The following is a 26,248-nucleotide window of genomic DNA, read 5'->3' on the forward strand; positions in this document are numbered from 1 at the left end:
TCTTGACACATTAACGATACTAAACAGTCATATAATCGGAACGCTTTTTAACGTAGTCTTAGGTTAGCCTATAAAAAAGTTGTCTGACTTTATTCTTTCCAAAAGATAACGGCGTATTTTACTCCAATTTTTGAGCTGGGTTGACCTCCGTATCCTTAGGCCTTTAGTTTCCTTTCCCAAGCAAGTTGACGGCTTTTAAAAATATTGTCCTTTTTGCGCCATAAAAAATCACCTCCAAGTTTAACAGCCACTGCAGAAAAGTGAGTTGCTAACTTAGAAGGAACAATCAGGTTGCCGGGTTTTATTTTTTTGATATTATACTTATTTAAACCTTTTCCCCTTTTTTGTATAAAAAATGATTTCGAGCATTAAATAAGCAGCATCAAGGACATTAGAGTTGCACGCACTCTATAACATCCGCTGGAGGTTTTTCACACATCAGAAAGCTCTTATTCTTTTAATTATATAGAGAGAGGGAACAGGATCCTTAGTTTTTCATTACTCTTCACACAAAAAAGACAAGAGCGGCAAATGCCATACCCTTGTCTTTCCTGTTGTTCTATTGGACGCGCTCGGAGGGATTCGAACCCCCGACAGACGTGGTACCGGAAACCACCGCTCTATCCAACTGAGCTACGAGCGCATATTGACATATTTTCACTGCGTGATGATAACGTCAGCATAACTCATTATACGGCATTTCAGCTAAAATAACAACCCTCTTTTTGAAAGGGCTGTTTTTTTAAGAAGACACATCATCTTCTTTCAGAACCTCACATACGATGGTTTGAACCGTTGTATTTTTGGGGAAAATGGGAAAAAGAGAAGAGTTTGCATGTCAAGCCAGCTTTTTGTTTGACCTTTATTGACCAAAAATGTATCATGTAACTACATACTTACCTAAAAGGTGAAGGAGGAGCATTATGAATTTAATACCTACAGTCATTGAACAAACGAACCGCGGGGAAAGAGCGTATGACATTTATTCTCGTTTATTAAAGGATCGTATCATCATGCTTGGATCTGCGATTGATGACAACGTTGCGAACTCCATCGTGTCACAGCTTTTATTCTTAGAAGCAGAAGACCCTGAAAAAGATATTTCTATTTATATCAACAGCCCGGGCGGCTCTATCACAGCCGGTATGGCGATTTATGATACCATGCAGTTTATTAAGCCAAAGGTATCTACAATTTGTATCGGTATGGCTGCATCAATGGGTGCGTTCCTGCTTGCTGCCGGAGAAAAAGGCAAACGCTATGCGCTTCCTAACAGTGAAGTTATGATTCACCAGCCACTTGGCGGAGCGCAAGGTCAGGCAACAGAAATTGAAATTGCTGCGAAACGCATTCTCTTGCTTCGCGACAAATTAAACAAAGTGCTTGCTGAACGCACAGGCCAGCCGCTTGAAGTCATTGAGCGCGATACTGACCGCGATAACTTCAAATCAGCCGAAGAAGCAATGGAATACGGCTTGATTGATAAGGTTTTGACACGCAACACAGAAGAGCAAAAGTAATACTGCGACCTGCAAGAGACATGTCTCTTGCAGGTTTTTTCATGCTAAAGGAATTTACATACTGACAAGTGAACATACATACAAAATATCGGAAATGCAGCCCCTTTCTCCTCCTTTCACTTTTGAACAATGTTTATTCTATACGACTTCCACTCTTCATTGAGCACATCAAACGACAAATCGCAAGTTTGCCTGACAATCAAATCAGCATCATGCATTGATTGTTCATGACCGACTCCAACCGCAAACATCCCGGCAGATTTAATGGCGGCGATACCCGCTTCAGCGTCTTCTATTGCCGCACAGTCAGCCGGAGAGACGCCAAGCAGCGCCGCGGCGGTTAAAAATATCTCAGGATCAGGTTTCCCGTTCGCAAGAGCCGTTGGATTAACAATCGCATGAAAATCGTTAATAATCTCTAACCGTTTTAAAACCTCGGGGGCGTTGCGGCTTGAAGATGCTAACCCAATTTTTATCTTTTCGCCTTTTAATTCACAAAGAAGCCTGCCGATTCCAGGCAAAAGATCTTCCGGCGTCAATTTGCTGATCAACGTTTGATAATATTTGTTTTTTTGATGCAGGAGATCTTGCTTCTCCGCATTTGTATACTTTGCTTCCGCACCGCTCCTGATCAGTATGTTTTCAAGCGACTTTTCTCTGCTGATTCCTTTGAGGCTTTCATTCACACTTCGGTCAAAGGGAATACCAATTTGTTCTGCAATGTGCCTCCAAGCGAGAAAATGATATTCAGCAGTATCTGTTATCACTCCGTCTAAATCAAAAATGACTGCTTTCATATGCTGATGCCCATCACAGCTTCATAAGGTGCGAGGCAAATGCTCTTCAAGTCAGCCCGCTCCTGCGAATAGTTGGAAATGAGCACTTTCCAACGCTCATGAATCAGTTCCTGAGGCAATTCGAACAGCGCCTTGTCTTCCGACAAATTCACAACGACGAGAAGCTTTTCCCCTTGATATTCACGGATATAAGAGAAGATTTGCGGGTCATCCTCCAGCAGCAGCTGATAATCTCCATCTATCAAGATCTTATATTGCTTCCGCAATTGAATGAGCTTCTGGTAATAGTAGAAAATCGAATCTAGATCGTCCAAGGACTCCTTCACATTGATTTCATGATAGCGGGAATTTACCGCTATCCAAGGATCTCCAACTGTAAATCCCGCATGTTTTCCGGCATCCCATTGCATCGGTGTTCTCGCGTGATCCCTTCCTTTTTTCGTTACAGCTTTTAGAAAATCTTTTTCTGACATCGTTTTGTTTTCAACGACTAATTCACGATATGCATTTTTTATTTCAAGATCGTCATACATTTCCAGCGGCATATCACTGTTGACCATCCCGATTTCTTCTCCTTGGTAAATAAACGGGGTTCCTTTCATCCCGTGAAGAACCGTTGCAAATGCCTTTGCACACAGCTTTCGCAGCTCGCCGTCATTGCCCCAGCGGGATATGACCCTTGGCTGATCATGGTTTTCAAAATACAGGGTATTCCAGCCGACATTCATTAACGCGTTCTGCCACCTTGTCATTGTCTTTTTTAAAGCGATCAGATCAAACGGCTTGATCTGCCATTTCCCATTTGGCGAATGTGGTTCCGTATCAATATCCATATGTTCAAACGTAAAGATCATATTCAGCTCATGTCTGCTTTCATCCGTATACTTTTTCGCCTCTTCTGTATCGGAACCGTTTGCCTCTCCCACTGTCATGCAATCGTAATGAGACAGCACTTCCCGGTTCATCTCTTGAATAAACTCATGCAGGCGGGGACCGTTTGAATGATAGCGGCCGACGATATAGCGGCGGCTGTCATCTGTTTCGTAGTCCGGAAAATCGATGTATTTCGAAATGGAGCCGATCACATCCATGCGCCAGCCGTCAACGCCTTTATCCATCCAGAACCTCATCAAATCATAAACTTCCCGGCGTACCGCTTCATTTTCCCAGTTTAAATCAGGCTGCTTTTTCGAAAAGTAGTGCAAATAATACTGCCCTGTTCCTTCATCAAATGTCCACGCCGGGCCTGAGAAGATCGACCCCCAATTGTTCGGCTCTGAGCCGTCCGTTTTTGGATCTTTCCAATAATAATAATCCCGGTAAAGATTGTCCTTTGACTTGCGGCTTTCAGCAAACCAGGCATGCTCATCTGACGTGTGGTTCACGACCAAATCCATGATGATTTTCATATCGCGCTGATGCACTTCATCAATTAACTGAAACATATCATCATTTGTCCCAAATTTTTCGTACATGTTTCTGTAGTCGCTGATGTCATAGCCGTTATCATCCTGCGGGGAATCAAACACCGGGGAGAGCCAGATCACATCAGCCCCGAGATGTTTGATGTAATCCAGCTTTTGAATCACGCCTTGCAAATCCCCGAATCCATCTCCATTGGAATCATAAAAACTGCGCGGGTAAATTTGATAAACAACAGCTTCTTTCCACCATTCACTCATCAGGCGTTCTCCTTTCATATCGTTCATTTAGCACAACCGGCTCCTCATAAACTTTCATGTGCAGCGGCTCGCCTTTTAAAAGTTCACAGATGGCGCTTTTTTCGTCAACCGTAACATTGATTAAGCGGTGTCGATAATTGATTTTGAACGAATATCCATCCCAATCTTGCGGCAAAAACGGAGCAAATGACAGCGTCTCATTCGTGATGCGCATGCCGGCAAAGCCCTGAACGATCGCGAGCCAGCTCCCCGTCATTGATGTAATATGCAGGCCTTCTTCCGTGTCATGATTGTAATTGTCAAGATCAAGCCTTGCTGTACGCTTACATAATTCAAGCGCTTTCTTTTCCATCTTAAGTTCGGCTGCGAGAACCGCATGGACAGAGGGCGATAGGCTTGATTCATGAACAGTCATTGGTTCATAAAATTCAAAGTTTCGCCGTTTTTCTTCCATTGTAAAACGGTCATGAAAAAGATAAATGCCTTGAAGCACATCTGCCTGCTTAATAAAATTCGAGCGGAGAATCTTGTCCCAGGACCAATTCTGATAAAGGGGCCGCTCAGCTGGATCTAATTTATCCGCTGATTGCAGGTCTTTATCCAAGAATGTGTCATGCTGAATGAAAATTTGCAGGTCTTCACTATACGGATAGTACATGTGCTGAATGATATTTCTCCAGACCTTCAGTTCTTCTTCCTGCACATCAAGCAGGCGGCGTTTTTCCGCTGAAATCCATTCGAGATTTTCTAATGTATACTCCAGCGTCCAAGCCGCAATGACATTTGTATACCAATTGTTGTTGACATTGTTTTCGTATTCATTCGGCCCTGTGACGCCGTGGATCATATATTTGTTTTTTCGTTTTGAGAAGTGAACGCGGTCCGCCCAAAACCTGCTGACACCAACAAGAACGTCTATCCCGTATTCTTTCATATAGTCGTTGTCGCCTGTATATTGGATATAATTATAGATCGCATAGCAAATCGCGCCATTGCGGTGAATTTCTTCAAAGGTGATCTCCCATTCGTTGTGGCATTCATCACCTGTGAACGTCACCATCGGGTAAAGTGCCCCCTTCAATCCCAATTTAGCGGCATTTCGTTTGGCAGCCTCCAGATGGTGATAACGGTATAAAAGCAGGTGTTTCGTCACTTCCGGATCGGCAGCAGCCAAATACATCGGCACGGCATATGCCTCAGTATCCCAATATGCGGCGCCTCCGTATTTTTCGCCTGTAAATCCTTTCGGCCCGATATTCAAACGGGCATCGCCCCCGTAGTATGTCGAGAATAACTGAAAGATATTGTAGCGGATTCCTTGCTGAAGTTCCTCATCTCCTTTAATCTCTATGTCTGCTTTTGCCCATCTTTCCTTCCATTGATCAGTGTGCCTTTGTCTTGCTTCATCATATCCGTTCTCTAGAACATCCGCCAAAAGCTCCTTGCCTTTCGATAAAAGCTCTTCCTCCCGAACATCACGGGAAGTCGTGACAATAATAAACTTTTTCAAAGAAGCCTTCGTTTGGTAGCTGTAGCGATTCTCAGCATACATGCCAGCTGTTTGAAAGCTTTCACTGACAAAGCCTTCTGTCACGTTTGCCATTGCTGCCGAAACAGTAAAACGCGGTGTTCCAAATGGATTTTCAATCGTTTTTGTGATGACATGGCCGCGGTGAGAATCAGCCCCTTTCGCTTCTTCCTGCCAAAATTGTTCCTGGTAGTTAGAATCTTCATTTGCGACATTTCCGTCCAGGTAAGGAACAAGCGTAATGACAGCATCTCCCGTCAGGCACTCCGCTTCGTAATGAATTGCACAAAGCTCTTTAACAGCAAGGCTAAGAAATCGCTCAGATCTGATTCTGACGGTTTTATCCTGAATGCGGACAACAGCGCTACGCCGCAGAATCCCCTCTTTCATATTAAGTTCTAACTCAAATGATTCGATTTGGTTTTGATAGAGATCGACTTTTTCACCATCAATATATAAGTCTATGCCAATAAAATTCATCGCATTGATCACTTTGCCGAAATACTCCGGATACCCGTTTTTCCACCAGCCTACCCGCGTTTTGTCAGGGAACCACACGCCTGCGATATATGTGCCTTTATGGCTGTCACCTGAATAGCCTTCTTCAAAATTCCCTCTGACACCCATATAGCCGTTGGCAAGAGAAGTCAGGCTTTCCTGCAGCCGCATATGTTCCTTTTGAAAATGTTTTGTTTTGATTTGCCATTCATCAATCTCGAATAACCGCTGATTTATCATAATTTCCTCCTGAATGTAAGTTTCCATTATAACGGCGGGTTTTGGTCAAATATCTAAATGCAAAAGAGATCATCAAAGTGACGCCACAAGAATGGATCATCAATACAGTGATCAAGTCAAAATGAACCATGCCGACAGCAGCTGCCACAAAGGCTGGCAGTGCTGATGCGCAAATCGCTATAGATGCCGCTTCCTTAACTGACGCAATTGAGATCATGTTTGATAATTTTGTGATCCACATGCCTCCCGCAAGAACAGCCGTCAAAAAAAACTGGATCATAAAAATCACCGCATATGCCAGCATCATGATCATCGGCTTATACTGTGACAGCCACCATTTATTGATAAAACGCTCTACATCATGGGTGTTTGGATTCTTAAGCTTAGCGTCCATTTTCGCATAGCGAACAGAAAACCCCGCTCCATTTTGATCGGTGATGATCAGATGATCAGACTGAAATATAATTGCGTTATCATATCCAGCCACTTTCAAACGTCCATTTTCACCGCTCGTCTTAAACTCATGCTTCATATCAACCGCCAGCAAATTCTGTCCATCTTCCATCCGATCAGAGCTTTTCCCGCCTGTCAATTTTCCGTTTTTGATTTGAAAGCCTTGTAATTGATCAGCAAATCGATCATTGACCTTTTGAATAGCTGACGGCATGAAGGATTGAACGTTAAAGCGATCCATTTTCATAAACGAAACCGTCAACGGCGCCATCAAACACGCAGTTAAAAACATAAAGAGAAAAGAGAGCTGCAGCCAGCTGAATGTATTCCTATAACGGCAAACACCTGACGGAGATGCGGCCGCTTTCAGGCAGCGAATCATAAAGTTTTCATTTTGCAGATTCTTCATCGAACTACCCCTTTGTTCCGCCGGCTGTCAGCCCGGACACAAAGTTCTTTTGGAGAAAAAAGAACAAGATGCATATCGGCAGTGCGGCAAGTATCGCTCCGGCCGCAAACAGGGCGACTTTTTGCTGTTGCGGGTTTGAAATGAATGATTGCAGCCCCACAGCGATGGTCAGCCTTTCCGGTGCGCGAAGCAAAAACTTCGCCAGTAAATAGTCGCCAAACGGGGCCATAAAAGCCCAAAGCGCTTGTACCGCAAGCATCGGCTTAACAAGCGGCAAAACAATTGATGCGAAAATCCTCAGATGTCCCGCACCATCAATTCGCGCTGCTTCATCAATTTCTCTCGGCACAGTATCAAAATAACCTTTCATCAGCCACGTGTTCATCGGAATTCCGCCGCCGATATAGATCGCTGTCAAAAACCAGTACTGATCGAGGGCGCCTATCAGCATGGCCAGAACGTAAAAAGCAGTCAGCGCTGCCATCGTCGGCACCATTTGAATGATTAAAAAGAATATCAGGCTCTTTTTTCTGCCTGAGAACCGATAGCGGCTGTACGTATACCCGGCGAGTGTCACAATCGTAACCTGCAATACCATGACCGATAGCGCAATGACAATTGTATTGCTGTACCAATGAAGATAAAGCGTCTCGTCAAATAGCCGCTTAAAATGGTCCAAAGTCCAAGAACCCGAAAAATCAAGCTGAAAAGCCGCCACATTCCCCACACGGAAAGCGGATGTTGCCGTAATCAGCAGCGGATATAGAATGACGATACTTAAAAGCGTCAAAAATAAATAGGTACAGATTCTATTGAGCATTCTGGCAGTTCTCGCGTTCACCTACATAACCTCCTCATTGCCAAAGGCATTCGATTTTTTAAAAGCAATCAGGGAAATTCCTATGACAATGAAAGAAATTAACAATGTAACAGCCGCCGCAACAGAATATTGCGGTGATGTGCCTGTTGTCAGTTTATAAATCCAAGAGATTAAAATATCGGTCGACCCGGCGCCTGCTCCCGCGCTGCCCGGTCCTCCCTCATTAAATAAGTAGATGATCGAGAAATTATTAAAATTAAATGTATACTGGGTAATCATCACAGGCGCTGTCGCAAATAAAATCATCGGGAATGTAATATGTTGAAAACGCTGAAAAAAAGTGGCCCCGTCAATCTTTGCCGCTTCATACAGTTCACCTGGAATCGCTTGAAGCACGCCCGTTACCATAACATAAATATAAGGAAAACCGAGCCAGGTCTGAATCATAATGAGAGCCGTCTTCGTCCAGAAAGGATCGGTCTTCCACGCGATCGCCGGCAGCTCTACAAACGGCAGGTGATTTAATAATGGAATCACCTGTGCATTCATCGCCCCTACGCTGTCGTTAAACATGTTGGAAAAACTCATGATTGTAATAAAAGCCGGAACAGCCCACGGGAATAAGAAGATCAATCGATATATCCGCTTGCCTTTTATAAAATCCTGATTGACGAAAAGAGCCGTCACAATACCCAAAATGATTTGCAGCGTTGTCGCACAGAATGTCCAGATGATTGTCCAGCCCAGTACATTCACAAATGTTTCACGATAGGAGCCAAGGAGAAAAATATTCAAGAAATTCTTAAAACCGACCCAGTCAATCAGACTATTAGGCGGAATATGATAAAAATCATAGTTTGTTAATGCAACAAACAGAGTCACCAAAACCGGAAAAATAATCACAAACACCATCATGATATATGCCGGCAGTGTAAATAAATATGGAAACCCTTTATCTCCTGCATGACAGATCATGTCCCTGGCTGTTGTATTGACCTTCAAACCCGCCGCTTTCATAGCGGCGGTCTTACGCGAATCATAAATATTAAAGATATAGAACATGAGGAACATCAGCGTCACGATCAATTGCAGTGTGCCTTCAATCAGCATAAACAGTGAGTGGTCTTTAACGGGAACACTCCCCAATGTAATCAATCCGGTTAGCGCCTGAATACCGAAAACGCATAATTCAAAAACAAACAAACCTGTGATGACCAGAAACAAGATCCCCTTTGAAAACTGATGATTCGCAAATTGCCCAAGCCCTGGAATGATCGATAAAAGCCCTGCCTTTCGTTTTTGCTTTGCATGTGTGTGGTGTTGATTCATTTTTTTCGCCCTCTATTCTTCCGGACGCTACCCCGCCGTTTTATTTCACATACTTTTCTTTTATATTTTCCTTCATGACGTTTACAGCATCATCCGCTGATTGTTGTGCTGCTTTTTTTCCTGTAGCTGCATCAAAAATCAAACTTTCCGCTCCTGTCCATACCTCAGCCATTTCCGGAATATTTGGAGTTGGTGTCGCTGTTTCATATTGTGTAATCACAGCTGACGTCAGCTCATTTTTTTGCTCATCCGCTTTCTTCCTTGCAGCTGTGTTGGCCGGAACTTCGTTTGTATCGTCATAAAAAACGTAGGCATTGGCATCATTTGTAGCATACTCAAGCCACTTTTCAGCCAGTTCGGGTTCTTTTGTATATTTTGAAGCAACCCAGCCCTTGCCGCCGGCAAAAGGGGCGTATTCTTCTCCGTTTGGCAATGTCGGAATAGGAGCCGCTCCGTAGTTCAATTTAGCCTCTTTATAGTTGGCAGCTGACCAAGGTCCGCCGATGATAGCAGCCGCTTTGCCATCTAAAAACATCTGCTGAATAAAATCATCAGCGCTTGAATTGTCTTGCATGCCTTTTGGCCAATAGGTTTTAAACCATGTCTCCGCATATTTCACAGCTTCTACTGCCCCTTTATTGTTCAGGCCGATATCCCCGGAATCTGTGCCGTTTTTCCCAAACACGTATCCGCCGTAACCCGCCAATAAACCGTATGACATATAAAAGTCAGTCCATTTCGCTAAAAATCCGGTTGATTTTCCTTTTTCTGAAGCAAACGCAAAGCGGGAATCCTTTGCTAATTTTTCAAGGTCTTTAAATGTTTTTGGTGCTGTTTTTAAAAGATCTTTGTTGTAGTATAAAACAAGTGTTTCAATAACCAGCGGCATTCCATACACCTTTCCGTCAACCGTCACCTGCTGCATTTCTTTATCGCCGAAACTTTTTGTATGAGATGGCTTAATGTCTAGCAAATGTCCCTGCTGGCCCAAACCGCCGATCCGGTCGTATGCTGCAAGCATCACATCAGGTGCATTCCCCGCCGGACCATCGAGAGGAAGCGCTTCCAATTGATCGAACATTTGCTTTTCAACAATTTTTATTGTGACATCATTCTCTTTTTCAAACTTTGCTTTGATGCTTTCAATGTATTTTTTATAGGTTTCTTCAACAGACACAGTCAGTACCTTTTTGCCGTCAGAGCTTGCCGGATCTTTTGAACTTGAGCAGGCGGCAAGGCCGAATGTCAGGACTGATGCTGCCAATAAGGCGAAGGCCTTTTTAAAAACTACCATCTCTTTTCCCCCTTCTATTTATGAATCTATAACAATTGTATGGCTCTGCAGAAAGCGGTTACAACATCTTTCGATTTGTTACCGATAACAGAATTTAACTAGGGGCGGCAGCACCCAAAATAAAAAATTCTCCCGGCTGAATGGCAATCACATCGCTATGATGAAGCGGCTGCTCTGTCCATGCATCGTAGATTTTCTTATTTCTTTCAATATTCAAATCTTGCAAACTGACATGTCGAGCCGCGTCCCCTTGATTAAAGAAATAAATCAGTTTTTTTTCATCAAGAGTCCGTGAAAAACGAATAAAATTGTTTTGGTCATCCAGCAGATTCCACTCAAGAGTTCCTTCAGTTAATACAGTATTTTCCTGTTTGCGTAAAGCAATTAACCGTTTCATAAATGTGTGCATCTCTTGGTTTTGCTTCTCTTTGTCCCAAACCATACATTTCCGGCATAACGGATCATTTTCGCCGTCCAGCCCGATTTCCGTTCCGTAATAGATGCATGGTGAACCTGTCTGGGCAAACATAAAGGCCAGCAAAGCGCGTGCTTTTTTCTCGTCATTTCGGCATCTGGTCAAAAGGCGTTTTGTGTCATGGCTGTCCAGTAAATTAAACATCACCTCATTGACCTGCTTCATCCCATTCATCAAATGTGCATTTAACCGGTGGGCCATACGCGAGGCTGGAATCGCCCGGTCAGCAAAATATTCAATCATAGGCTCTGTAAAAGGATAGTTCATCACCGCATGAAATTCATCTCCTCTTAGCCAAGGTTCGGAAGAATGCCAGATTTCTCCCAGAATATAAATATCAGGCTTTTCTGCTGATACGGCTTGCTTGAATCTCTTCCAAAAAGCGTGATCCACTTCATTTGCCACGTCCAAACGCCAGCCGTCAATGTCAAATTCGCGAATCCAATACAAAGCAATATCAAGCAAATATCTCTGTACCTCGGGATTAGCCGTATGTAACTTCGGCATATCGGGAGTAAACGCAAATGTATCATAATTGCCTTCTGTGACAGGAAAAGAGTGAATATGGAACCAGTCTTTATAGCGGGATTGAGCTCCGTTTTTCACGACATCCTGCCACTGCGGAGAAGCACTGCCTATATGATTAAAAACAGCATCAAGCATAATTCTCATCCCCCGCTGATGAAGCTGGCTGACCAATGTGCGAAAAAGCTCCGGATCTCCAAAATGCGGATCAATGGAATAGTAATCCAGCGTGTCGTATTTATGATTAGAAGGCGCGGAAAAAATAGGAGTTAAATAAATTCCGTTCACCCCTAAATCCTCTACATAATCAAGCTTGTCAACAATTCCTTGCAAATCTCCTCCAAAAAAATCATTGACGTCCGGATCTTTGCTCCCCCACGGCAATACATTCTCCGGCGATAAGTCTTCTCTTCCATTAGCAAAACGCTCCGGAAAAATTTGATACCAAACCGTTGATTTGGCCCACTCAGGCGCTTGGAATGTATCGGCCTCATGAACAAATGGAAGTTTAAAATAATAATAGATCGTCTCCAGCGTTTTTTCGTTATAAGGGCATACACCTGAGCTTCCAAAAAAGATGTCTTCATGATGGTCTGTTACAACAAACGCATATTGCAAACGCCTGAATGGCGGCACCACTTCAGCAAACCAATAATCATGCATGTCCGTTGCGGCGATTTTCCTCATCGGATGCTCGTTTGCCGCCCACCTGCCATCGTTGTACTCATAAGGATCGCCCCAAATCAATCGAATGTGATTGGCATCACCTTTTTTCGACCGAATCTTGATATGCACTGTCCGCCCGTCATAAGAATAAGCATCAGAACTGAATGGCTGATGATGAATCGCTGCATATTCCATCATGTCTCCCCCTTTGATTTCCGTTTTAATCCGGTTCAATTTTGAAAGTATCATGATGAAATCGCAGGAACAATCCTTGTTGCCTTGTTATCGATAACAGAATAAGGCTCTTACAGAGTCGATTCACGCACGATTAACTCCGGCTCAAAAAATAGATGTCCTTGGGGAGCACCGCCTTCATTCATTTTTTTCAGCAGCATTCTCGCACAGGCCTCACCCATTTCAACTACTGGCTGTCTGACTGTAGTCAACCGGGGCGAGGAGATGCGATCAAGAAAAACACCGTCATTCCCGGTAACCGCAACGTCTTCCGGAATTCGTTTCCCAAGAGATTGCGCCGCACGAATGACGCCGAGCGCGATTCGATCGGATGCGCAGACAAACGCTGCCTGTTTGTCCATGGATTTCAGTACTTCTCTTGCAAGGCATTCACTTTTCTTAGAACTGTTATCGATCCGAAACATATTCGTTTTGTTAAAGCTTTCATTCATCGCACGAATATACCCCTGTTCTCTTGAACGTTCGAAAGGCTCATCTAAATCAATGCCAAAAAAGACAACTTCCCGCTCGCCCAGTCCCATGACATGGCGTGTTGCCATAAAAGTGCCTTTTTCGTTATTCACATCGATAAAGTCAAAGCCCATTTCATTTTGCCCAAATACGACTAGCGGTTTTTCAAAAGCTTTGATCACACCTTCAAAATCGGACTTTCTCAAGCCAGTGGCAATAATACCGTCGCATTGACCAATATTAAGAGAATTTCTTGTCACAAGCTGCAAAGCATAATGGCGGCGGTCCAGCTCCCGGCTGATTCCGGTCAGCAAGTTCATGTAATACGGCTCTGTCGTATCCATTTCCTCGAGAATCAACAGTTTGACAACCTGTGTTCTGTTTTGCACGAGCGCTCTTGCCGCATAATTAGGGATGTAATTCAGCTCTTTCATCGCGGAATGAACAAGCTTTTTTAATTCGTCTGTCACCGTCTCAGGATGATTGATCACTCGTGATACCGTCATTTTCGAAACATTTGCTTTTTTCGCCACATCTGACAATGTTGCCATTTTCATCCCCTCCTCACCTGTGCTTATTACGCCTATCCAAACTAGTGAAAAAGTCCTTTATTATAGTAAATTATACTATGTAACCATAAAGAAACTAAAAAAGAGATTTCCTACAGGAAACCTCACATTGTAATAATCAGCTTTGATTGCTCACTAAATTTCTGTCCACTTTTTCTCTAAAATCGGATATGAGTAGTTCTTCATTTGCTCAATTAACTCATCGGGCCGTGAAGAGCTATGGATCAGTTTAAGATGAGAGTCGTTAGAAAATCCTTCTTGAATGCTGTATTTGATCATTTTCATCATCGGTTCAAAATATCCGTTGACATTATACAGTCCGATCGGCTTTTGATGAATGCCGATCTGCGCCCAGCAAAGCACTTCAAATAATTCTTCATATGTACCGAAACCGCCAGGCATGGCGATATAGCCGTCAGCCAGTTCGCTCATTTTTGCCTTTCGTTCATGCATGCCGTTGACTTCAATCAGCTCTGTCAGATTTTGATGGACAACCTCTCCGCTGAACAGGCCGCTCGGCATCACTCCAATTGCAGTGCCGCCGTTTTCCATTAATGCATCGGCAATCGCGCCCATCAAACCTACACGAGAGCCCCCGTATACCAGGCCGATTCCCTGCTCTGCCATATACACGCCAAGCTCCGTCGCTTTTCTTTTATACGCTTCATTTCCCCCCGGGTTTGAGCCCGCAAATACACAAATTGTTTTCATCTTGTCATCTCCGCATCTATATATCGTGTTAACATTCAAAAAAACACACTATATATTGTCCCACCTTCATGTGATAATATCAATATGAAATACATAAAGAATGCAGGAGTGATGATGTTGCAGCTGGCTGATGCTGAAAAATGGATGAAAGAGTTTTACGAAAAAAGGGGCTGGACGGAATACGGACCGTTTATTCGAGTCGGGTTTTTAATGGAGGAAGCCGGAGAGCTGGCACGGGCTGTCCGGGCGTATGAAATCGGCAGAGACCGGCCGGATGAGAAAGAATTGACACGAGCTGAGCAAAAACAAGAATTGATTGAAGAAATGGGAGACGTCATCGGGAATATCGCCATCCTTGCTGATATGTACGGCGTTTCATTAGGTGACGTAATGAAAGCCCACCAAGAAAAACTGACAAAACGATTTGAGCATGCATAAAAAAAAAACGGCCGCAATCGGCCGTTTTTTTTCACCCTGTGATTTCATCATGATGATCAAAGAAATGCTGCTTCCCTATTTTGTGAAATAGGCCTGTTTTATGAAGCAGCTCCCTAGGCTGAGACTGCAGTCCTACAATCATCAGCTTTCCGTTGTGGCGTTTAATTCGGTTCATAACGTTCCCAAGCACTGCTTCTGCGGATGTATCCATGTAATGCACTTTATTCATGAGCAAAATGAGGGTCTTCGGCTTTTTCTGTACATGCTCTAACAGTGACGATTCAAGTGAATCAATCGATCCGAAAAACAGCGGTCCTTCTATGGAGTACATGCTGACTGAAGGATCTGTCCCCTGCTCCCTCTTAGCCGCTTTCGCAAGAGCTGGATGAGACTCCTGATTGTGAATACGGGTCGCTTCGCTCATTCTTCTGATGAAGAACACAAATGCGAGCAACAATCCGGTCGCCACACCGACGATTAAATCGAACAGAACCGTCAGGACAAAGGTAGCGGCTAAAATGAAGGAATCGGCGTTTTTCAGTCTCAGCATGTTTGCGACTTCCTTCCGCTCACTCATATTCCATGCGACAACCATCAAAATCGGCGCCATACTTGCAAGCGGAACGTGGGAAGCATAAGGCGCGAATACAAGCAGTACGAGAAGAACCACGACGCCGTGAACGACACCTGAGACAGGTGAAACCGCTCCATTTTTAATATTGGTTGCCGTCCGCGCAATCGCTCCGGTAGCCGGGATTCCGCCAAACAGCGGCGCGGCCATATTCGCAATCCCCTGGCCGACAAGCTCTTTGTTGCTGTCGTGCTTTGACCCTTTCATATTATCGGCAACCATCGCGGATAATATGGACTCGAGGCCGCCAAGAAGCGCGATGACAAGCGCTGCCGGAAACAGCATGACCATTTTATCTATTGTCAGCTCCGGAAACTGAAATTCCGGCAAATGGCGAGGAATTTCTCCATAGGTTGAGCCAATCGTTGCCATGCGGTCAGGGAAAAACACAACCGCAACAAGCGTGGAAATGAGAAGAGCCAATAAAGCTCCGGGTATCTTTGGCATCACTTTGGCGGATACAAGCAAAATGACAAGTCCGATGACCGCTGTCAAAATGGCATATCCGTTAAAGGTGCCGAGCTTCTGTGCAATTTCAAACATGTTGTGATGAAAGTTCTCATGTTTTTCTACATTTTTCAAACCGAGAAAATTAGCGATTTGTTCAGTGAAGATTAACACGGCGATTCCAGCCGTAAATCCGACGATAACTGGCTTCGGCACGTACTTCATAATTTTGCCGAGCTTAAACAATCCGAACAGCACCAGCATGACGCCTGCCATAAACCCCGCTATCAGCAGATTTTCCAGCCCATACTGCATCACGATACCGAATAAAATCGGGACAAACGCGCCTGTCGGACCGCCTATTTGATATTTAGATCCCCCGAACAAAGAAATACAGATCCCCGCCACAACAACAGTATACAGCCCATATTCAGGCTCGACTCCCGAGGCAATGGCAAACGCCATACCTAAAGGAATTGCCACGACTCCTACTACGATACCTGCAATCAGGTCTTTCTGAAATTTCTGTAAATTGTATCCCTTGAATCTCCCAGAGAATCGCATATTTTGTTAAAACCTCCCTTATGAATTAGTCTTTATGAACTCAGTTTCATAACCGTTAATCACGACGTCAAGTTTGCCTGTCTCCGGGTGTATCACAAGCCCGTGAACCGGCAGCTTTTTTGGCAGAAGCGGATGATTCTTGATCAGATTGACACTGTGGGAAACGCTTTCTTCCACACTGTGAAAGCCGGTCAGCCAGGTTTTCAAATCTAATCCGGCGCTATCAAGTAAACTCAGGCAGCTTGCTTCTACCCCGCGTTCCTTTGCTTTTTCTAGAATTGAGGTAGCATTCAGGCCTGACATCCCGCATTCATGGTGGCCGATGATGCAAACCTCTTCCGCCTGCAATTCATAAACGGCGACCAATATGCTGCGCATGACACTTCCAAATGGGTGAGAAACGATGGCTCCCGCGTTTTTTACAATCTTAGCATCGCCGTTTTTAAGCCCCATTGCTTGCGGAAGAAGTTCTGTGAGTCTTGTATCCATACAGGTAACAATAACGAGCTTTTTTGAAGGGAATTTTGTCGTTTTGTAGGGTTCGTACTTCTTCTCTCTGACAAACTGCTGATTGTGTTCCAAAATTGATGTTAAAGAAACCATTCTAAATTCATCTCCCATCCATATGATTTTGCAAGCCTTCTTGCCTAGCTTACAGTAAGGAATTATAGCATAGGAACAGGCCGCGAAAAGGCTTTCATTAAAAGACGATCTAATTGGACTGTAAAATAAAAACATAAACATTTATATCTTTCAAAGATAATAAAATTTATATTTATTGAATCCTATAATCCAGGTTTTGCTGATATTTTGGTGATTTGTCTGACAAAAAATATAGGCGAATTCAGATAATTAAAAAACTTATTTAAGCAGAGGCTGCTTTTTTTTTCATTCATCGCAATCATTTTAAGTTCAAAAGAACCAGAAATTTAACAAACGCAGCAATATTTCTAACTTTTATCTCTTTCCGATATAATAAAATAGACAACAGCCATAAAGGGGGAGCCTTGTTGAAACCATTTGTATTTATCACCAAACCCATTCCTAAAGAGATTGAACACATGATCAGTGAGCATTGCCGTTATGAGATATGGCAGGAGGATTCACTTCCACAAGAAGTGCTATTCGAGAAAATGAAAGATGCTGAAGGGCTTTTAACGACTGGAACATCAGGGCCGTCCATCAACAGCGAGCTGCTTGAGCATGCTCCTAAGCTGAAGGTCGTCAGCAATCAATCCGTCGGATACGATAATTTTGATATAGAAGCGATGAAAGAAAGAAGCGTCGTCGGCACTCATACGCCTTATACACTGGATGATACAGTGGCCGATCTGGCCTTTTCTTTAATTCTTTCATCGGCCAGACGTGTTGCTGAGCTTGACCGTTTCGTCCGGGCCGGTAAATGGGGTACGGTTGAAGAAGAAGACCTTTTCGGCATTGACGTCCATCATCAAACATTAGGCATTATCGGTATGGGCAGAATCGGCGAGCAAGCGGCCAGACGCGCCAAATTCGGTTTCGATATGGACGTGCTTTATCATAACCGCCATCGCAAACAAGAAACTGAAGAAAGCATCGGCGTCAAATACGCTGAGCTCGACACACTCTTGGAGCAATCAGATTTTGTTCTGCTGATTACTCCGCTGACTGACGAAACGTATCACATGATCGGGGAACGCGAATTTAAACTGATGAAGGATTCCGCAATTTTCGTCAATATTTCCCGGGGAAAGACAGTTGATGAAAAAGCCCTCATCCGCGCTCTTCAAGAAGGCTGGATTCGTGGTGCCGGTTTAGACGTGTACGAAGAAGAACCTGTCGCAAAAGACAATCCGCTCTTGCAGCTTGACAATGTTACCCTACTGCCGCATATCGGCTCAGCAACAGCGAAAGTGCGCTTCAATATGTGTAAACAGGCCGCCGAAAACATGATTGCAGCTATCAAAGGGCAAACACCGAAAAATCTGACAAGAGAATTTCAGTAAATAAAAAAAATCCGGTCTGATGAAGACCGGATTTCATATTACATATGCTGGAGAACAGCACGCTTATAAATATGACGAGTGACGACATAATAAACAGCCTGGAACACAAAATAAATGAAGATGACAATCACGGCCTCAAGAAATAAGTTAGCATGCAGCATGTTGCTTAACGCCACATACGCAAAGCCGGCGTGAATCGTACCCGCGATAAACGGGATGAAGAACAAAAATCCAATTTGTCTTCCAAGGATGGAGTGAATCTCTTTGTCCGTAACTCCCATTCTCTTTAATGCTAACACTTGCACTCTCGTATCTTCTATTTCAGTAAACATCCGCAAATACAGCATGCTGCCTTGAACAATAAAAAACAGTACGCTGACAAACAGACCGATAAACAGCATGAGTGCGACTCCCTGCTTCACAACTTGAAAACTCGGAGCACGCGTTTGAAAATCAGATGTATGTTCTTTCGGCACCATGTTTTCAAGCTTCTCAGAGACCTCCACCGTCTCTTGCCAATGCTCAAGCTCATAGCCTACCACTCTCGTCTGATCCTTCAGCGGCACCTCCTGTGTCAGGCCGTCAAAGCTTTTTTCGCTGACAACCAATAAACGACTGACTCCTCCGACTGACATCAATATCCCTTTGTTTTGCTGCTTTTTCATGACATAGGAAAGTGATTTTCCTGACTTCATATGAAACGCTGCTTTTTCCCCTTCCCCGAACGTATCTTTCACCATCATTTGAAACGGAACATTGATAAACGCTTCATTTTCTTGTACATGAATAACAGGAAAACCTTTTTCCTTTGCGACTTGATTATAAATTTTCTCTGAAATCAGCAAGGCCTCTGCTTCCGCTTTCCTGTTCCCATACGGCAAGTCTGATTGAAATGTAACAGGAATACCTGTGGCATTCACCTTATATTTAATCTCAGTATTTGCTTTTTTCAATGTATTCTCAGCGGTCTCAGGCTTCATAACCTGAAAGCGGGAAGCGTCTTTTTCCACCCAGGCAACAGATTGAGGAATGCTTTGCTCCTCCTGCCTTTCTAAATCAGCATAAAACATATAGATCACACCTGTAGCGGTTAAAATGACTGCTGTAATCACAGAGGTTAAAAACAGCATGCGTGCGTGATCTTTCAGCCTGAATATCATGTTGGAACGCACAATGATATTGGTTCCTTTGTAAAAGCTATGTTTCTTTCTGTACAGCATGCGAAAAAACGCGACACTGCTTTGTGTAAAAAAGAAATACGTGCCGATTAACACTAAAATCAAAATCGGAAAGACACGAAACATCATGTCGATCGCATTGGCTGTGGCAGACAGATAATAACCGCCAGCCAGACAAAGCAAAGACAGCACAGTGAGCCATTTTGAATAGGCCGGTAGATTTTTAGGTTTTTGAGCGGATTTAATCAAATCTATGATTTCGAGCTTGCGAATCTGCCCCAGCGATAAAATAAGCAGGACTTGAAACAATATGAGAAAACCGACCGCCGTCAGCACAAATGCTTTCGGTACAATCGCAAACGAGATCGGCACCTTCACACTGAGCATCCATGTCATGACCATAAAAAACAGTTTTGAAAATAACAGCCCCGTGCCTATACCGGCCGCAATCGCCGCAAGAGAAATCAGCGACTGCTCATAATAAATCATCTTTCGGAGCTGCTGCTTTGATGTTCCAAACAGTGTAAACAAGCCAAACTCTTTCTTTCTCGCCTGCAGAAACGCTGAATTTGAATAAGAAATAAAGAATATACAAAACACGATGATGACGATAAGAGCTGCGCTCAAACACGTTTTCACAAGGCTTCCGCCATACACATTGTCTTCCGTCACATCCGGGTGAAAAATAAAAGAGGTGAAGACGAAAAAGACCGAGACGGCAAACACACAGCTTAAGAAGTAAGCGACATATCTTTGCAGATTCCCAATAATGTTCTTACGGGCGATGGTTCTCAAATTCATGAAAATCGCCTCCCAACACACTCAGGGTATCCAGGATACTTTGATAAAACACCTGCTGATTCGTTCCCCTGCGGATCTCTGAAAAAAATCTTCCGTCTTTAATAAAGACGATTCGTTTACAGAAGCTTGCCGCTGTGGCATCATGCGTAACCAATAGTATCGTTGCTTCCTTTTCTTCATTCAGCTGAGCCAGCGTGTTCATCACCTGTTTTGCAGATTTTGAATCAAGGTTGCCTGTCGGTTCATCCGCCAGTATCAGAGCCGGATTATGAATAATGGCTCTTGCACAGGCCGCACGCTGCTGCTGGCCTCCCGACACTTCGTACGTACGGTGGTCGAGAATATGTTTGATTTGCAATGTATCTGCCAGTTCATCTAAGCGGTTTTCCATTTCACTCAGCTTTACCTTGTCCAACGCGAGCGGAAGCAGGATGTTTTCCCGAATCGTCAGCGTATCAAGCAGATTAAAGTCCTGAAAGACGAAGCCCAGCTCTCTTCTGCGAAACAGAGCCAGGTCTTGATCCTTTAACGTTTTCGGCTGGATGCCGTTGATCATCATCTCGCCCTGGGTCGGCTTATCAATGGTGGCCAGCAAATTCAGGAGCGTCGTTTTTCCGCTTCCTGACGGCCCCATGATGCCGACAAATTCTCCTTTATTTACACTGAGATCAAAATCGCTAAGCGCCTGATATGACATCGTTCCTTTATTTGAATAATATGTTTTTGACAGCTTCGTTGTTTGCAGCACGTTCATGCCTCTGATCCTCCTTTTTTCTTTATTATAAAAAGGAAGTCAGCAGCCTCCCATCGAACTTTCTTTCAATCTCGCTTTCGAACCTTACAATGCTGTCACATTTGCCAGAGTGTCACTTGAAAAGACAATTGTCATCACGGAGCCCGCTCCCTCTTTTGATTGTGCGTCCAGTTTATGGCCCAGCTGGCTGCACACCTCTTTCGCCAAATAGAGGCCCATTCCTGTCGCCTGTGTCATGCTTCTCCCGTTTTCACCAGTAAAAAACGGATCAAAAATCCGGGGAAGATCCTGCGCCGGGATGCCGATACCGTCATCTGCAACTGATAAACGTGTCTCATGGCCTTGCGTTTCAATCCGGATGGTAATATGGTCACCAACGCCTTGCTTTGAATATTTCAGGGCATTGAAAAGGATTTGCTCCACAACAAAGGAAAGCCACTTTTGATCACTGGAAACTTGGACGGCGTTTGGCGGCACATGTAATTTCGGGAAAAGCCGCCGTTTAATAAACTGCCGTTTTTCCTGATTGATCAATGAGCGGACAAGCTCTGTCAAATCAAAGGTTTCAGGTTTTACATCAAAAGCGAATTCCTCCAGCCGGGCTGTTTGCAGCATCATATCCAGCCCGTGGCGAAACCGTTCATTTTCATCCTCCAGTTCCTCTAAAAATGTTTGAAAGGAAGAAGCGGTCCCGTTCTTTCCTTCTTGAATCATTAAGGAGATGACGGATACGGGTGTTTTCATATGGTGAATCCATTGATTCGTAAAAGTATAATGCTGTTTTTGTTTATTAATATATTGTGAGAGCTTTCCCGCGTATTGATCACCAAGCGCGTTAATCATTTTTGTCCAGAGGGCTTGTTCTCTAGTTCTTGGCTTGCGGGCTTCAAGTGACTGCCCTATGTCATTCGAAGCGGGTGCCTGTTCAGCCAGTTTTTTCAAAAATGCCAGAAAGGAAACTTGCCGCATGTAGTCGGCAGTAAAACCAGCGGCCAAAAGGACACCAGGCAGGACCCATATGTATATCATATTTTCTGAAGCAGGCTCGGCACCGCTCTCTATAATGCTTAAATATGCGATAAACATGGCGGTACCTATGCTTAATAAGGAAAAAAGAATAATAGCTAATCGGTCGATGATATAAGTCTTTAACACTCCCGCTCATCCTTCCGATTGACTTCAAATACATAGCCCTGTCCCCTGATCGTAGCAATGGCGTCTTTCAATCCGGCATTCTCCAGCTTTCTCCGCAGCCGATTGACATTGACCGTTAATGTATTATCATCAACAAAATCAACGTCGTCCCATAATGCCTCCAGCAATTCATCACGCGAGACAATTTTTTTGTGCTCTCTTATGAAAATCGAAAGCAACTGAAATTCTTTTTGCGAAAACGAGATGCGGCTGTTCTTCCACTCCGCTTCATATTGATCTGGATATATCGTTAGACCGCCAAGCTCCACCAATCTTGATTCCTGAGACAAAGAAGGAGAATACTCACCATAGGTCCTGCGCAACACGCTTTTGATTTTGGCCATCACTACCTCTAAATGGAACGGCTTCGTGATATAATCATCGCCCCCGTTCTCAATCGCCATCACCTGATTCAGTTCATCAGTCCGCGCCGAGATAAAAATAATCGGGGCATTTGAAATCGTTCGGATTTGCCTGCACCAATAAAACCCGTCAAAAAAAGGCAGGTTGATATCAAGCAGCACAAGATCCGGTTTCATTTCCGAAAATTCTTCCTTTATGTCATTCAGCTTTTCAGCTATTTTTATATGATATCCGTATTTCTGAAGATGGCCGCCCAGCAATGACGCAATCCGTTCATCATCTTCCACGAGTAAGATCCGATACACGTTTATCCCCCTTATATATCTAACACGGTGATTTTTCTAGAAGATTCCAAAATTATTATAGCATGTGGGGGATAGTAAATCGGGCTTTTTCTATTCGTTATGGTAGAATGAAAAAAGGGAAAAATTTCTTAATAAGTAGGTGTCATTATGAAGATAATCATGCTACTTGTAACCATTACGTCAACTCTTTCAGCATGCCAGCCGAACTATACCGGGGAATACATAGAAATTGGAGATTCACTGACTGAATACGAAAAAGAGTGCTTTAAAGAGAATCACATTCCTTATCAATATGAAAAAGGGAAACTGTATATCCCGGAAGATGCATTTGATGTAGTAATCAATACTTGTTCATAAGAAAAAGCTTGCAGTATGTCTGCAAGCTTTTCACATTACAAAAAATAAGTGTTTAATTTCTCTTCAAACTCTGAAGGGGCGATGTCACTTTTTTGGCCTTCTCCGCCGTTTTCATGAACCGTAAAATGGCGGTCTGACATGACAATCCGTCCGTTCGGGGTCAGCTTTGAGGCGAGCAGTGATTTGTTAAAAGGAGATTTTTCATGAGAATGAATCAGGTCCTTCATGTCATCTAAATCACCGGGATCCCTCTCTTCAAGGGTAAAGGCATAACCGATTTGCCAGCCTTCTCCTTTGTCCATCAACAGAAGATGGGTGCCCATTTCCGTCGCTTTTTCCTTGATTCGGAAGGCTCCCACAGGAGATTGTACCCTTTCTCCGGAAAGCGGTATCGGCTCCAGCGCCAGGTTGATGCCAAAACCAATATCAACAATGTAATCTCCCTTTTCTGCCGACAGCCATACAGCAGCATGGGTTCCTTCTAATGCCCACTCTTCTTGCTTTCCTGCATAAACTGTTCCGCGAATGAGCTTCACATGAAAACCGGCATCACGTAAGACATAGTAAAGAAAACCATTCAGGTCGTAGCATAGCCCCCCATGCTGTTCTTTGATCAGACGGCGCCAAAGCTCTTCTTTGGTTAGCTTATAATTCTCTTTTGCAAGAACTGCCCGGTTTTCAAAAGGGTATCGGTACGCCATTGCTTTTAGAAAAAGGGGAAGATCCTCGAAGCTGACATGATCCTTCTCCCAGCCGATTTTCTTAAAACAGTCTTTCAGAAAATCACTCATTTTGTATCACCTAAACTTCCTCTTGAACATACGCCGAAAGCTTTTCCAACGCCTCTTGTTCATCTTCTCCCTCGGCAATCAATGTGACTTCTGTGCCTGTACTTACCGCAAGGCTCATCAGCCCCATGATGCTTTTCGCATTTACTTTCTTCCCATCCTTCTCAAGAAACACATCTGACGTAAACCGGTTTGCTTCTTGTACAAACAAAGCAGCAGGACGCGCCTGCAGTCCTGTCTTTAATCGAACTTCCACTTTCTGCTGAACCATAAGATCTCCCCTTTTCTTTACGGTTATTTTAAAGTGACGGTTTGCCCTGTCCGCAGCTGTTCTGCGATTTCGTCAAGTTTTCTCAGCCTGTGATTGATCCCTGATTTGCTGATTTTCCCGCTCGCTACCATTTCCCCCAGCTCTTTCAGCGTCACTTCCTGGTAATCAATCCGCAGCTGCGCGATTTCCCGAAGTTTTTCAGGAAGCGCCTCCAAGCCGATTCTTTCATCGATGTATTTAATATTTTCCACCTGTCTGAGCGAAGCCCCGATGGTTTTGTTTAAGTTGGCTGTTTCACAATTGACAAGACGATTAACCGAATTTCTCATGTCTCTGACGATTCTGACATCCTCAAAACGCAGCAATGAATTATGTGCGCCGATCACGTTCAGAAATTCAGTAATCTTTTCAGCCTCTTTTAAGTAAGTGATATAGCCTTTTTTCCGCTCGAGCGTTTTGCTGTTTAATTGGAACTCATTTAACAGTTCACATAATGAATCGTTATGCTCTTTATAGAGAGAAAAAATTTCTAAATGGTACGAGGAGGTTTCCGGGTTATTGACTGAACCTCCCGCCAAAAATGCCCCTCTCATATAAGAACGCTTGCAGCATCTCTTTTTGACAAGCTCTTTTGAAATATTTCGTTCAAACACAAAATTCTCGCCGAGTATTTTTAAATCCTCTAAGATGAACTTTGCATTCTCTGAAAAACGCACAATATAGACGTTATTCTTTTTCAGCCGCATTTTCTTTCTGACCAGCAGATCAACCGACACATCATATTGTCTTTTCAGCAATGTATAGATGCGGCGGGCAATCGCTGCATTTTCAGTTTGAACATCAAGTACGAGATGGCGGTTAGCAAATGATAAAGATCCATTCATTCTGATAAGTGCTGACAACTCTGCCTTAATGCAGCAATCCTTCACTTCCAGGTTCGTTAATTCTTTTTTGGTTTCCGATGCAAATGACATATAGCCACCTCATTTCAAGGCTTCATTCTTTCAATAAATCGACAAGAAGAGAGGCCACTTTATGTGTATCGTGACGAATTACGCCATTTTTATGTGTTACGATTTGATCTCTGATAACTTCAAGCCCCATTGCTTTCAGCTCTTCGATATCAAAATCAACAGGACGCGCCGATTCTACTGCGTACTTACGTTTTATTTCGTCAGGAATGTCTTCACTGTTAACCAGTATGGTATCGATAAAACCGCAGCCCATATGCTGATTGAGCGCTTTCACATGATCGGCAGCGGTATAATGCAGCGTTTCTCCGGGCTGTGTCATCACGTTGCAGATATATACTTTTTTCGCCGACGCCTTGATCACTTCTTCTCCAATTTTTGGAACGAGCAAATTCGGAAGAATACTGGTATATAGGCTTCCCGGTCCGATAATAATCAGATCCGCTTCCCTGATCACATCTATTGTTTCCGGCAGCGGATCAATGTTTTCAGGCGTCAGAAAAACGCGCTTAATACGCTGGCCGTACTCCGGAATAGTGGACTCGCCTGTGACCACGCGGCCGTCTTCCATTTCGGCATGCAGAACAACACTGGCATTGGCTGCCGGCAACACCTTTCCTCTTACATTCAGCACCTTGCTCATTTCTGTGACAGCGTGAAAAAAATCACCGGTTATATTCGTCATCGCTGCCAAAATTAAATTTCCGAGTGAATGGCCCGTTAAATCGTTCCCCTTATTAAAGCGGTGCTGAAAGAGATCCTCAACTAGCGGCTCCACATCGGATAAAGCGGCAAGCACATTTCTGATGTCTCCGGGTGGCGGGATTTTCAGTTCGTTCCGCAGCCGCCCCGAGCTTCCTCCGTCATCAGCAACAGTGACAATCGCCGTAATATCAACGGGTTTATGCTTTAAGCCCCGAAGCAATACAGAAAGGCCCGTGCCGCCGCCAAAGATGGCAATTTTCGATTTTTGTTCCATC

At 43.8% G+C, this 26,248-nt stretch carries 24 protein-coding genes and 1 tRNA gene; 4 read left to right on the plus strand and 21 right to left on the minus strand.

Going from position 1 to position 26,248, the window contains the following annotated elements; translation table 11 throughout:
• Positions 1 to 567 precede the first annotated feature (567 nt).
• Positions 568 to 643, minus strand: a tRNA-Arg gene (locus tag NST56_RS18455).
• A 280-nt stretch (positions 644 to 923) separates the two neighbouring features.
• Here NST56_RS18455 and clpP point away from each other — a divergent pair.
• Positions 924 to 1,520 carry an ATP-dependent Clp endopeptidase proteolytic subunit ClpP gene (gene clpP, locus NST56_RS18460; protein ID WP_003326811.1) on the plus strand — a complete coding sequence of 199 codons (597 nt, stop codon included), beginning with the start codon at positions 924 to 926 and terminating at the stop codon, positions 1,518 to 1,520.
• Between the two features lie 116 nt (positions 1,521 to 1,636).
• Here the strand turns inward: clpP and pgmB are convergent, their stop codons facing one another.
• The 10 genes from pgmB to NST56_RS18510 all read right to left on the minus strand — a co-directional run bounded on the left by pgmB (position 1,637) and on the right by NST56_RS18510 (position 14,221).
• Complete coding sequence (gene pgmB, locus NST56_RS18465) at positions 1,637 to 2,317, minus strand: beta-phosphoglucomutase (RefSeq protein WP_268472079.1); 681 nt, start codon at positions 2,315 to 2,317, stop codon at positions 1,637 to 1,639.
• On the minus strand, positions 2,314 to 3,999 hold the full coding sequence (locus NST56_RS18470; RefSeq protein WP_339178334.1) for an alpha-glucosidase: 1,686 nt from the start codon (positions 3,997 to 3,999) through the stop codon (positions 2,314 to 2,316). The genes pgmB and NST56_RS18470 overlap by 4 nt, the downstream gene beginning before the upstream one ends.
• Positions 3,992 to 6,265, minus strand: coding sequence for a glycoside hydrolase family 65 protein (locus tag NST56_RS18475; protein ID WP_339178336.1), 2,274 nt, complete (start codon positions 6,263 to 6,265; stop codon positions 3,992 to 3,994). The genes NST56_RS18470 and NST56_RS18475 overlap by 8 nt, the downstream gene beginning before the upstream one ends.
• A complete protein-coding gene (locus NST56_RS18480) occupies positions 6,237 to 7,127 on the minus strand; it encodes a DUF1189 family protein (RefSeq protein WP_339178339.1) in 891 nt (296 codons plus the stop codon). The genes NST56_RS18475 and NST56_RS18480 overlap by 29 nt, the downstream gene beginning before the upstream one ends.
• A gap of 4 nt (positions 7,128 to 7,131) precedes the next feature.
• Positions 7,132 to 7,968, minus strand: a complete 837-nt coding sequence (mdxG, locus tag NST56_RS18485; protein ID WP_339178342.1) for a maltodextrin ABC transporter permease MdxG — start codon at positions 7,966 to 7,968, stop codon at positions 7,132 to 7,134.
• Positions 7,969 to 9,276 carry a sugar ABC transporter permease gene (locus tag NST56_RS18490; RefSeq protein WP_339178344.1) on the minus strand — a complete coding sequence of 436 codons (1,308 nt, stop codon included), beginning with the start codon at positions 9,274 to 9,276 and terminating at the stop codon, positions 7,969 to 7,971. It abuts the gene before it with no gap.
• Positions 9,277 to 9,316: 40 nt separating this feature from the next.
• A complete protein-coding gene (locus NST56_RS18495; RefSeq protein WP_339178347.1) occupies positions 9,317 to 10,570 on the minus strand; it encodes a maltodextrin ABC transporter substrate-binding protein in 1,254 nt (417 codons plus the stop codon).
• 94 nt (positions 10,571 to 10,664) lie between these two features.
• Entirely contained in the window at positions 10,665 to 12,434 is a 1,770-nt protein-coding gene (locus NST56_RS18500; protein WP_339178350.1) for a glycoside hydrolase family 13 protein, read from the minus strand.
• A 107-nt stretch (positions 12,435 to 12,541) separates the two neighbouring features.
• Complete coding sequence (locus NST56_RS18505) at positions 12,542 to 13,492, minus strand: LacI family DNA-binding transcriptional regulator (RefSeq protein ID WP_010331985.1); 951 nt, start codon at positions 13,490 to 13,492, stop codon at positions 12,542 to 12,544.
• A 153-nt stretch (positions 13,493 to 13,645) separates the two neighbouring features.
• Positions 13,646 to 14,221 (minus strand): TIGR00730 family Rossman fold protein, encoded by a 576-nt coding sequence (locus tag NST56_RS18510; protein WP_010331986.1) that lies wholly within the window; start codon positions 14,219 to 14,221, stop codon positions 13,646 to 13,648.
• Positions 14,222 to 14,338: 117 nt separating this feature from the next.
• Here NST56_RS18510 and NST56_RS18515 point away from each other — a divergent pair, with 117 nt between their 5' ends.
• Positions 14,339 to 14,659 carry a MazG-like family protein gene (locus NST56_RS18515; protein WP_268504596.1) on the plus strand — a complete coding sequence of 107 codons (321 nt, stop codon included), beginning with the start codon at positions 14,339 to 14,341 and terminating at the stop codon, positions 14,657 to 14,659.
• Between the two features lie 31 nt (positions 14,660 to 14,690).
• On the opposite strand, the gene NST56_RS18520 is transcribed toward NST56_RS18515, so the two are convergent.
• Positions 14,691 to 16,301, minus strand: a complete 1,611-nt coding sequence (locus NST56_RS18520; protein ID WP_168748821.1) for a SulP family inorganic anion transporter — start codon at positions 16,299 to 16,301, stop codon at positions 14,691 to 14,693.
• An 18-nt stretch (positions 16,302 to 16,319) separates the two neighbouring features.
• Positions 16,320 to 16,904: a carbonic anhydrase gene (locus tag NST56_RS18525; protein ID WP_010331989.1), complete on the minus strand. Its 585-nt coding sequence runs from the start codon at positions 16,902 to 16,904 to the stop codon at positions 16,320 to 16,322.
• A 404-nt stretch (positions 16,905 to 17,308) separates the two neighbouring features.
• Between NST56_RS18525 and NST56_RS18530 the strand changes: the two genes are divergently transcribed.
• Positions 17,309 to 18,286, plus strand: a complete 978-nt coding sequence (locus NST56_RS18530; protein ID WP_339178357.1) for a D-glycerate dehydrogenase — start codon at positions 17,309 to 17,311, stop codon at positions 18,284 to 18,286.
• A 38-nt stretch (positions 18,287 to 18,324) separates the two neighbouring features.
• On the opposite strand, the gene NST56_RS18535 is transcribed toward NST56_RS18530, so the two are convergent.
• From NST56_RS18535 to NST56_RS18550, 4 genes are all read right to left on the minus strand, one after another.
• A complete protein-coding gene (locus NST56_RS18535; RefSeq protein WP_268504592.1) occupies positions 18,325 to 20,265 on the minus strand; it encodes an ABC transporter permease in 1,941 nt (646 codons plus the stop codon).
• Positions 20,240 to 21,019, minus strand: coding sequence for a lantibiotic ABC transporter ATP-binding protein PsdA (gene psdA / locus NST56_RS18540; RefSeq protein WP_010331992.1), 780 nt, complete (start codon positions 21,017 to 21,019; stop codon positions 20,240 to 20,242). The genes NST56_RS18535 and psdA overlap by 26 nt, the downstream gene beginning before the upstream one ends.
• 84 nt (positions 21,020 to 21,103) lie before the next feature.
• Positions 21,104 to 22,174, minus strand: coding sequence for a HAMP domain-containing histidine kinase (locus tag NST56_RS18545; protein WP_339178361.1), 1,071 nt, complete (start codon positions 22,172 to 22,174; stop codon positions 21,104 to 21,106).
• Positions 22,168 to 22,881 (minus strand): response regulator transcription factor, encoded by a 714-nt coding sequence (locus NST56_RS18550; protein WP_010331994.1) that lies wholly within the window; start codon positions 22,879 to 22,881, stop codon positions 22,168 to 22,170. The genes NST56_RS18545 and NST56_RS18550 overlap by 7 nt, the downstream gene beginning before the upstream one ends.
• 147 nt (positions 22,882 to 23,028) lie before the next feature.
• Between NST56_RS18550 and NST56_RS18555 the strand changes: the two genes are divergently transcribed.
• Complete coding sequence (locus tag NST56_RS18555; protein ID WP_010331995.1) at positions 23,029 to 23,238, plus strand: hypothetical protein; 210 nt, start codon at positions 23,029 to 23,031, stop codon at positions 23,236 to 23,238.
• A 35-nt stretch (positions 23,239 to 23,273) separates the two neighbouring features.
• On the opposite strand, the gene NST56_RS18560 is transcribed toward NST56_RS18555, so the two are convergent.
• Genes NST56_RS18560 through mgfK form a run of 4 tightly spaced genes read right to left on the minus strand, consistent with a single transcriptional unit; the run spans position 23,274 to position 26,247 of the window.
• Complete coding sequence (locus NST56_RS18560; protein WP_339178364.1) at positions 23,274 to 24,029, minus strand: arylamine N-acetyltransferase; 756 nt, start codon at positions 24,027 to 24,029, stop codon at positions 23,274 to 23,276.
• A gap of 10 nt (positions 24,030 to 24,039) precedes the next feature.
• The gene (locus NST56_RS18565) at positions 24,040 to 24,297 is read right to left on the minus strand and encodes an HPr family phosphocarrier protein (protein WP_024122965.1); all 258 of its coding nucleotides are present in this window, start codon (positions 24,295 to 24,297) and stop codon (positions 24,040 to 24,042) included.
• A 23-nt stretch (positions 24,298 to 24,320) separates the two neighbouring features.
• Positions 24,321 to 25,271: a DNA-binding protein WhiA gene (gene whiA, locus NST56_RS18570; RefSeq protein WP_010331998.1), complete on the minus strand. Its 951-nt coding sequence runs from the start codon at positions 25,269 to 25,271 to the stop codon at positions 24,321 to 24,323.
• Positions 25,272 to 25,293: 22 nt separating this feature from the next.
• Positions 25,294 to 26,247, minus strand: a complete 954-nt coding sequence (mgfK, locus tag NST56_RS18575) for a gluconeogenesis morphogenetic factor (protein ID WP_339178367.1) — start codon at positions 26,245 to 26,247, stop codon at positions 25,294 to 25,296.
• Position 26,248: the final 1 nt, after the last annotated feature.

It is taken from the genome of Bacillus sp. FSL R5-0560, assembly GCF_037966305.1.
Taxonomy (GTDB): domain Bacteria; phylum Bacillota; class Bacilli; order Bacillales; family Bacillaceae; genus Bacillus; species Bacillus mojavensis.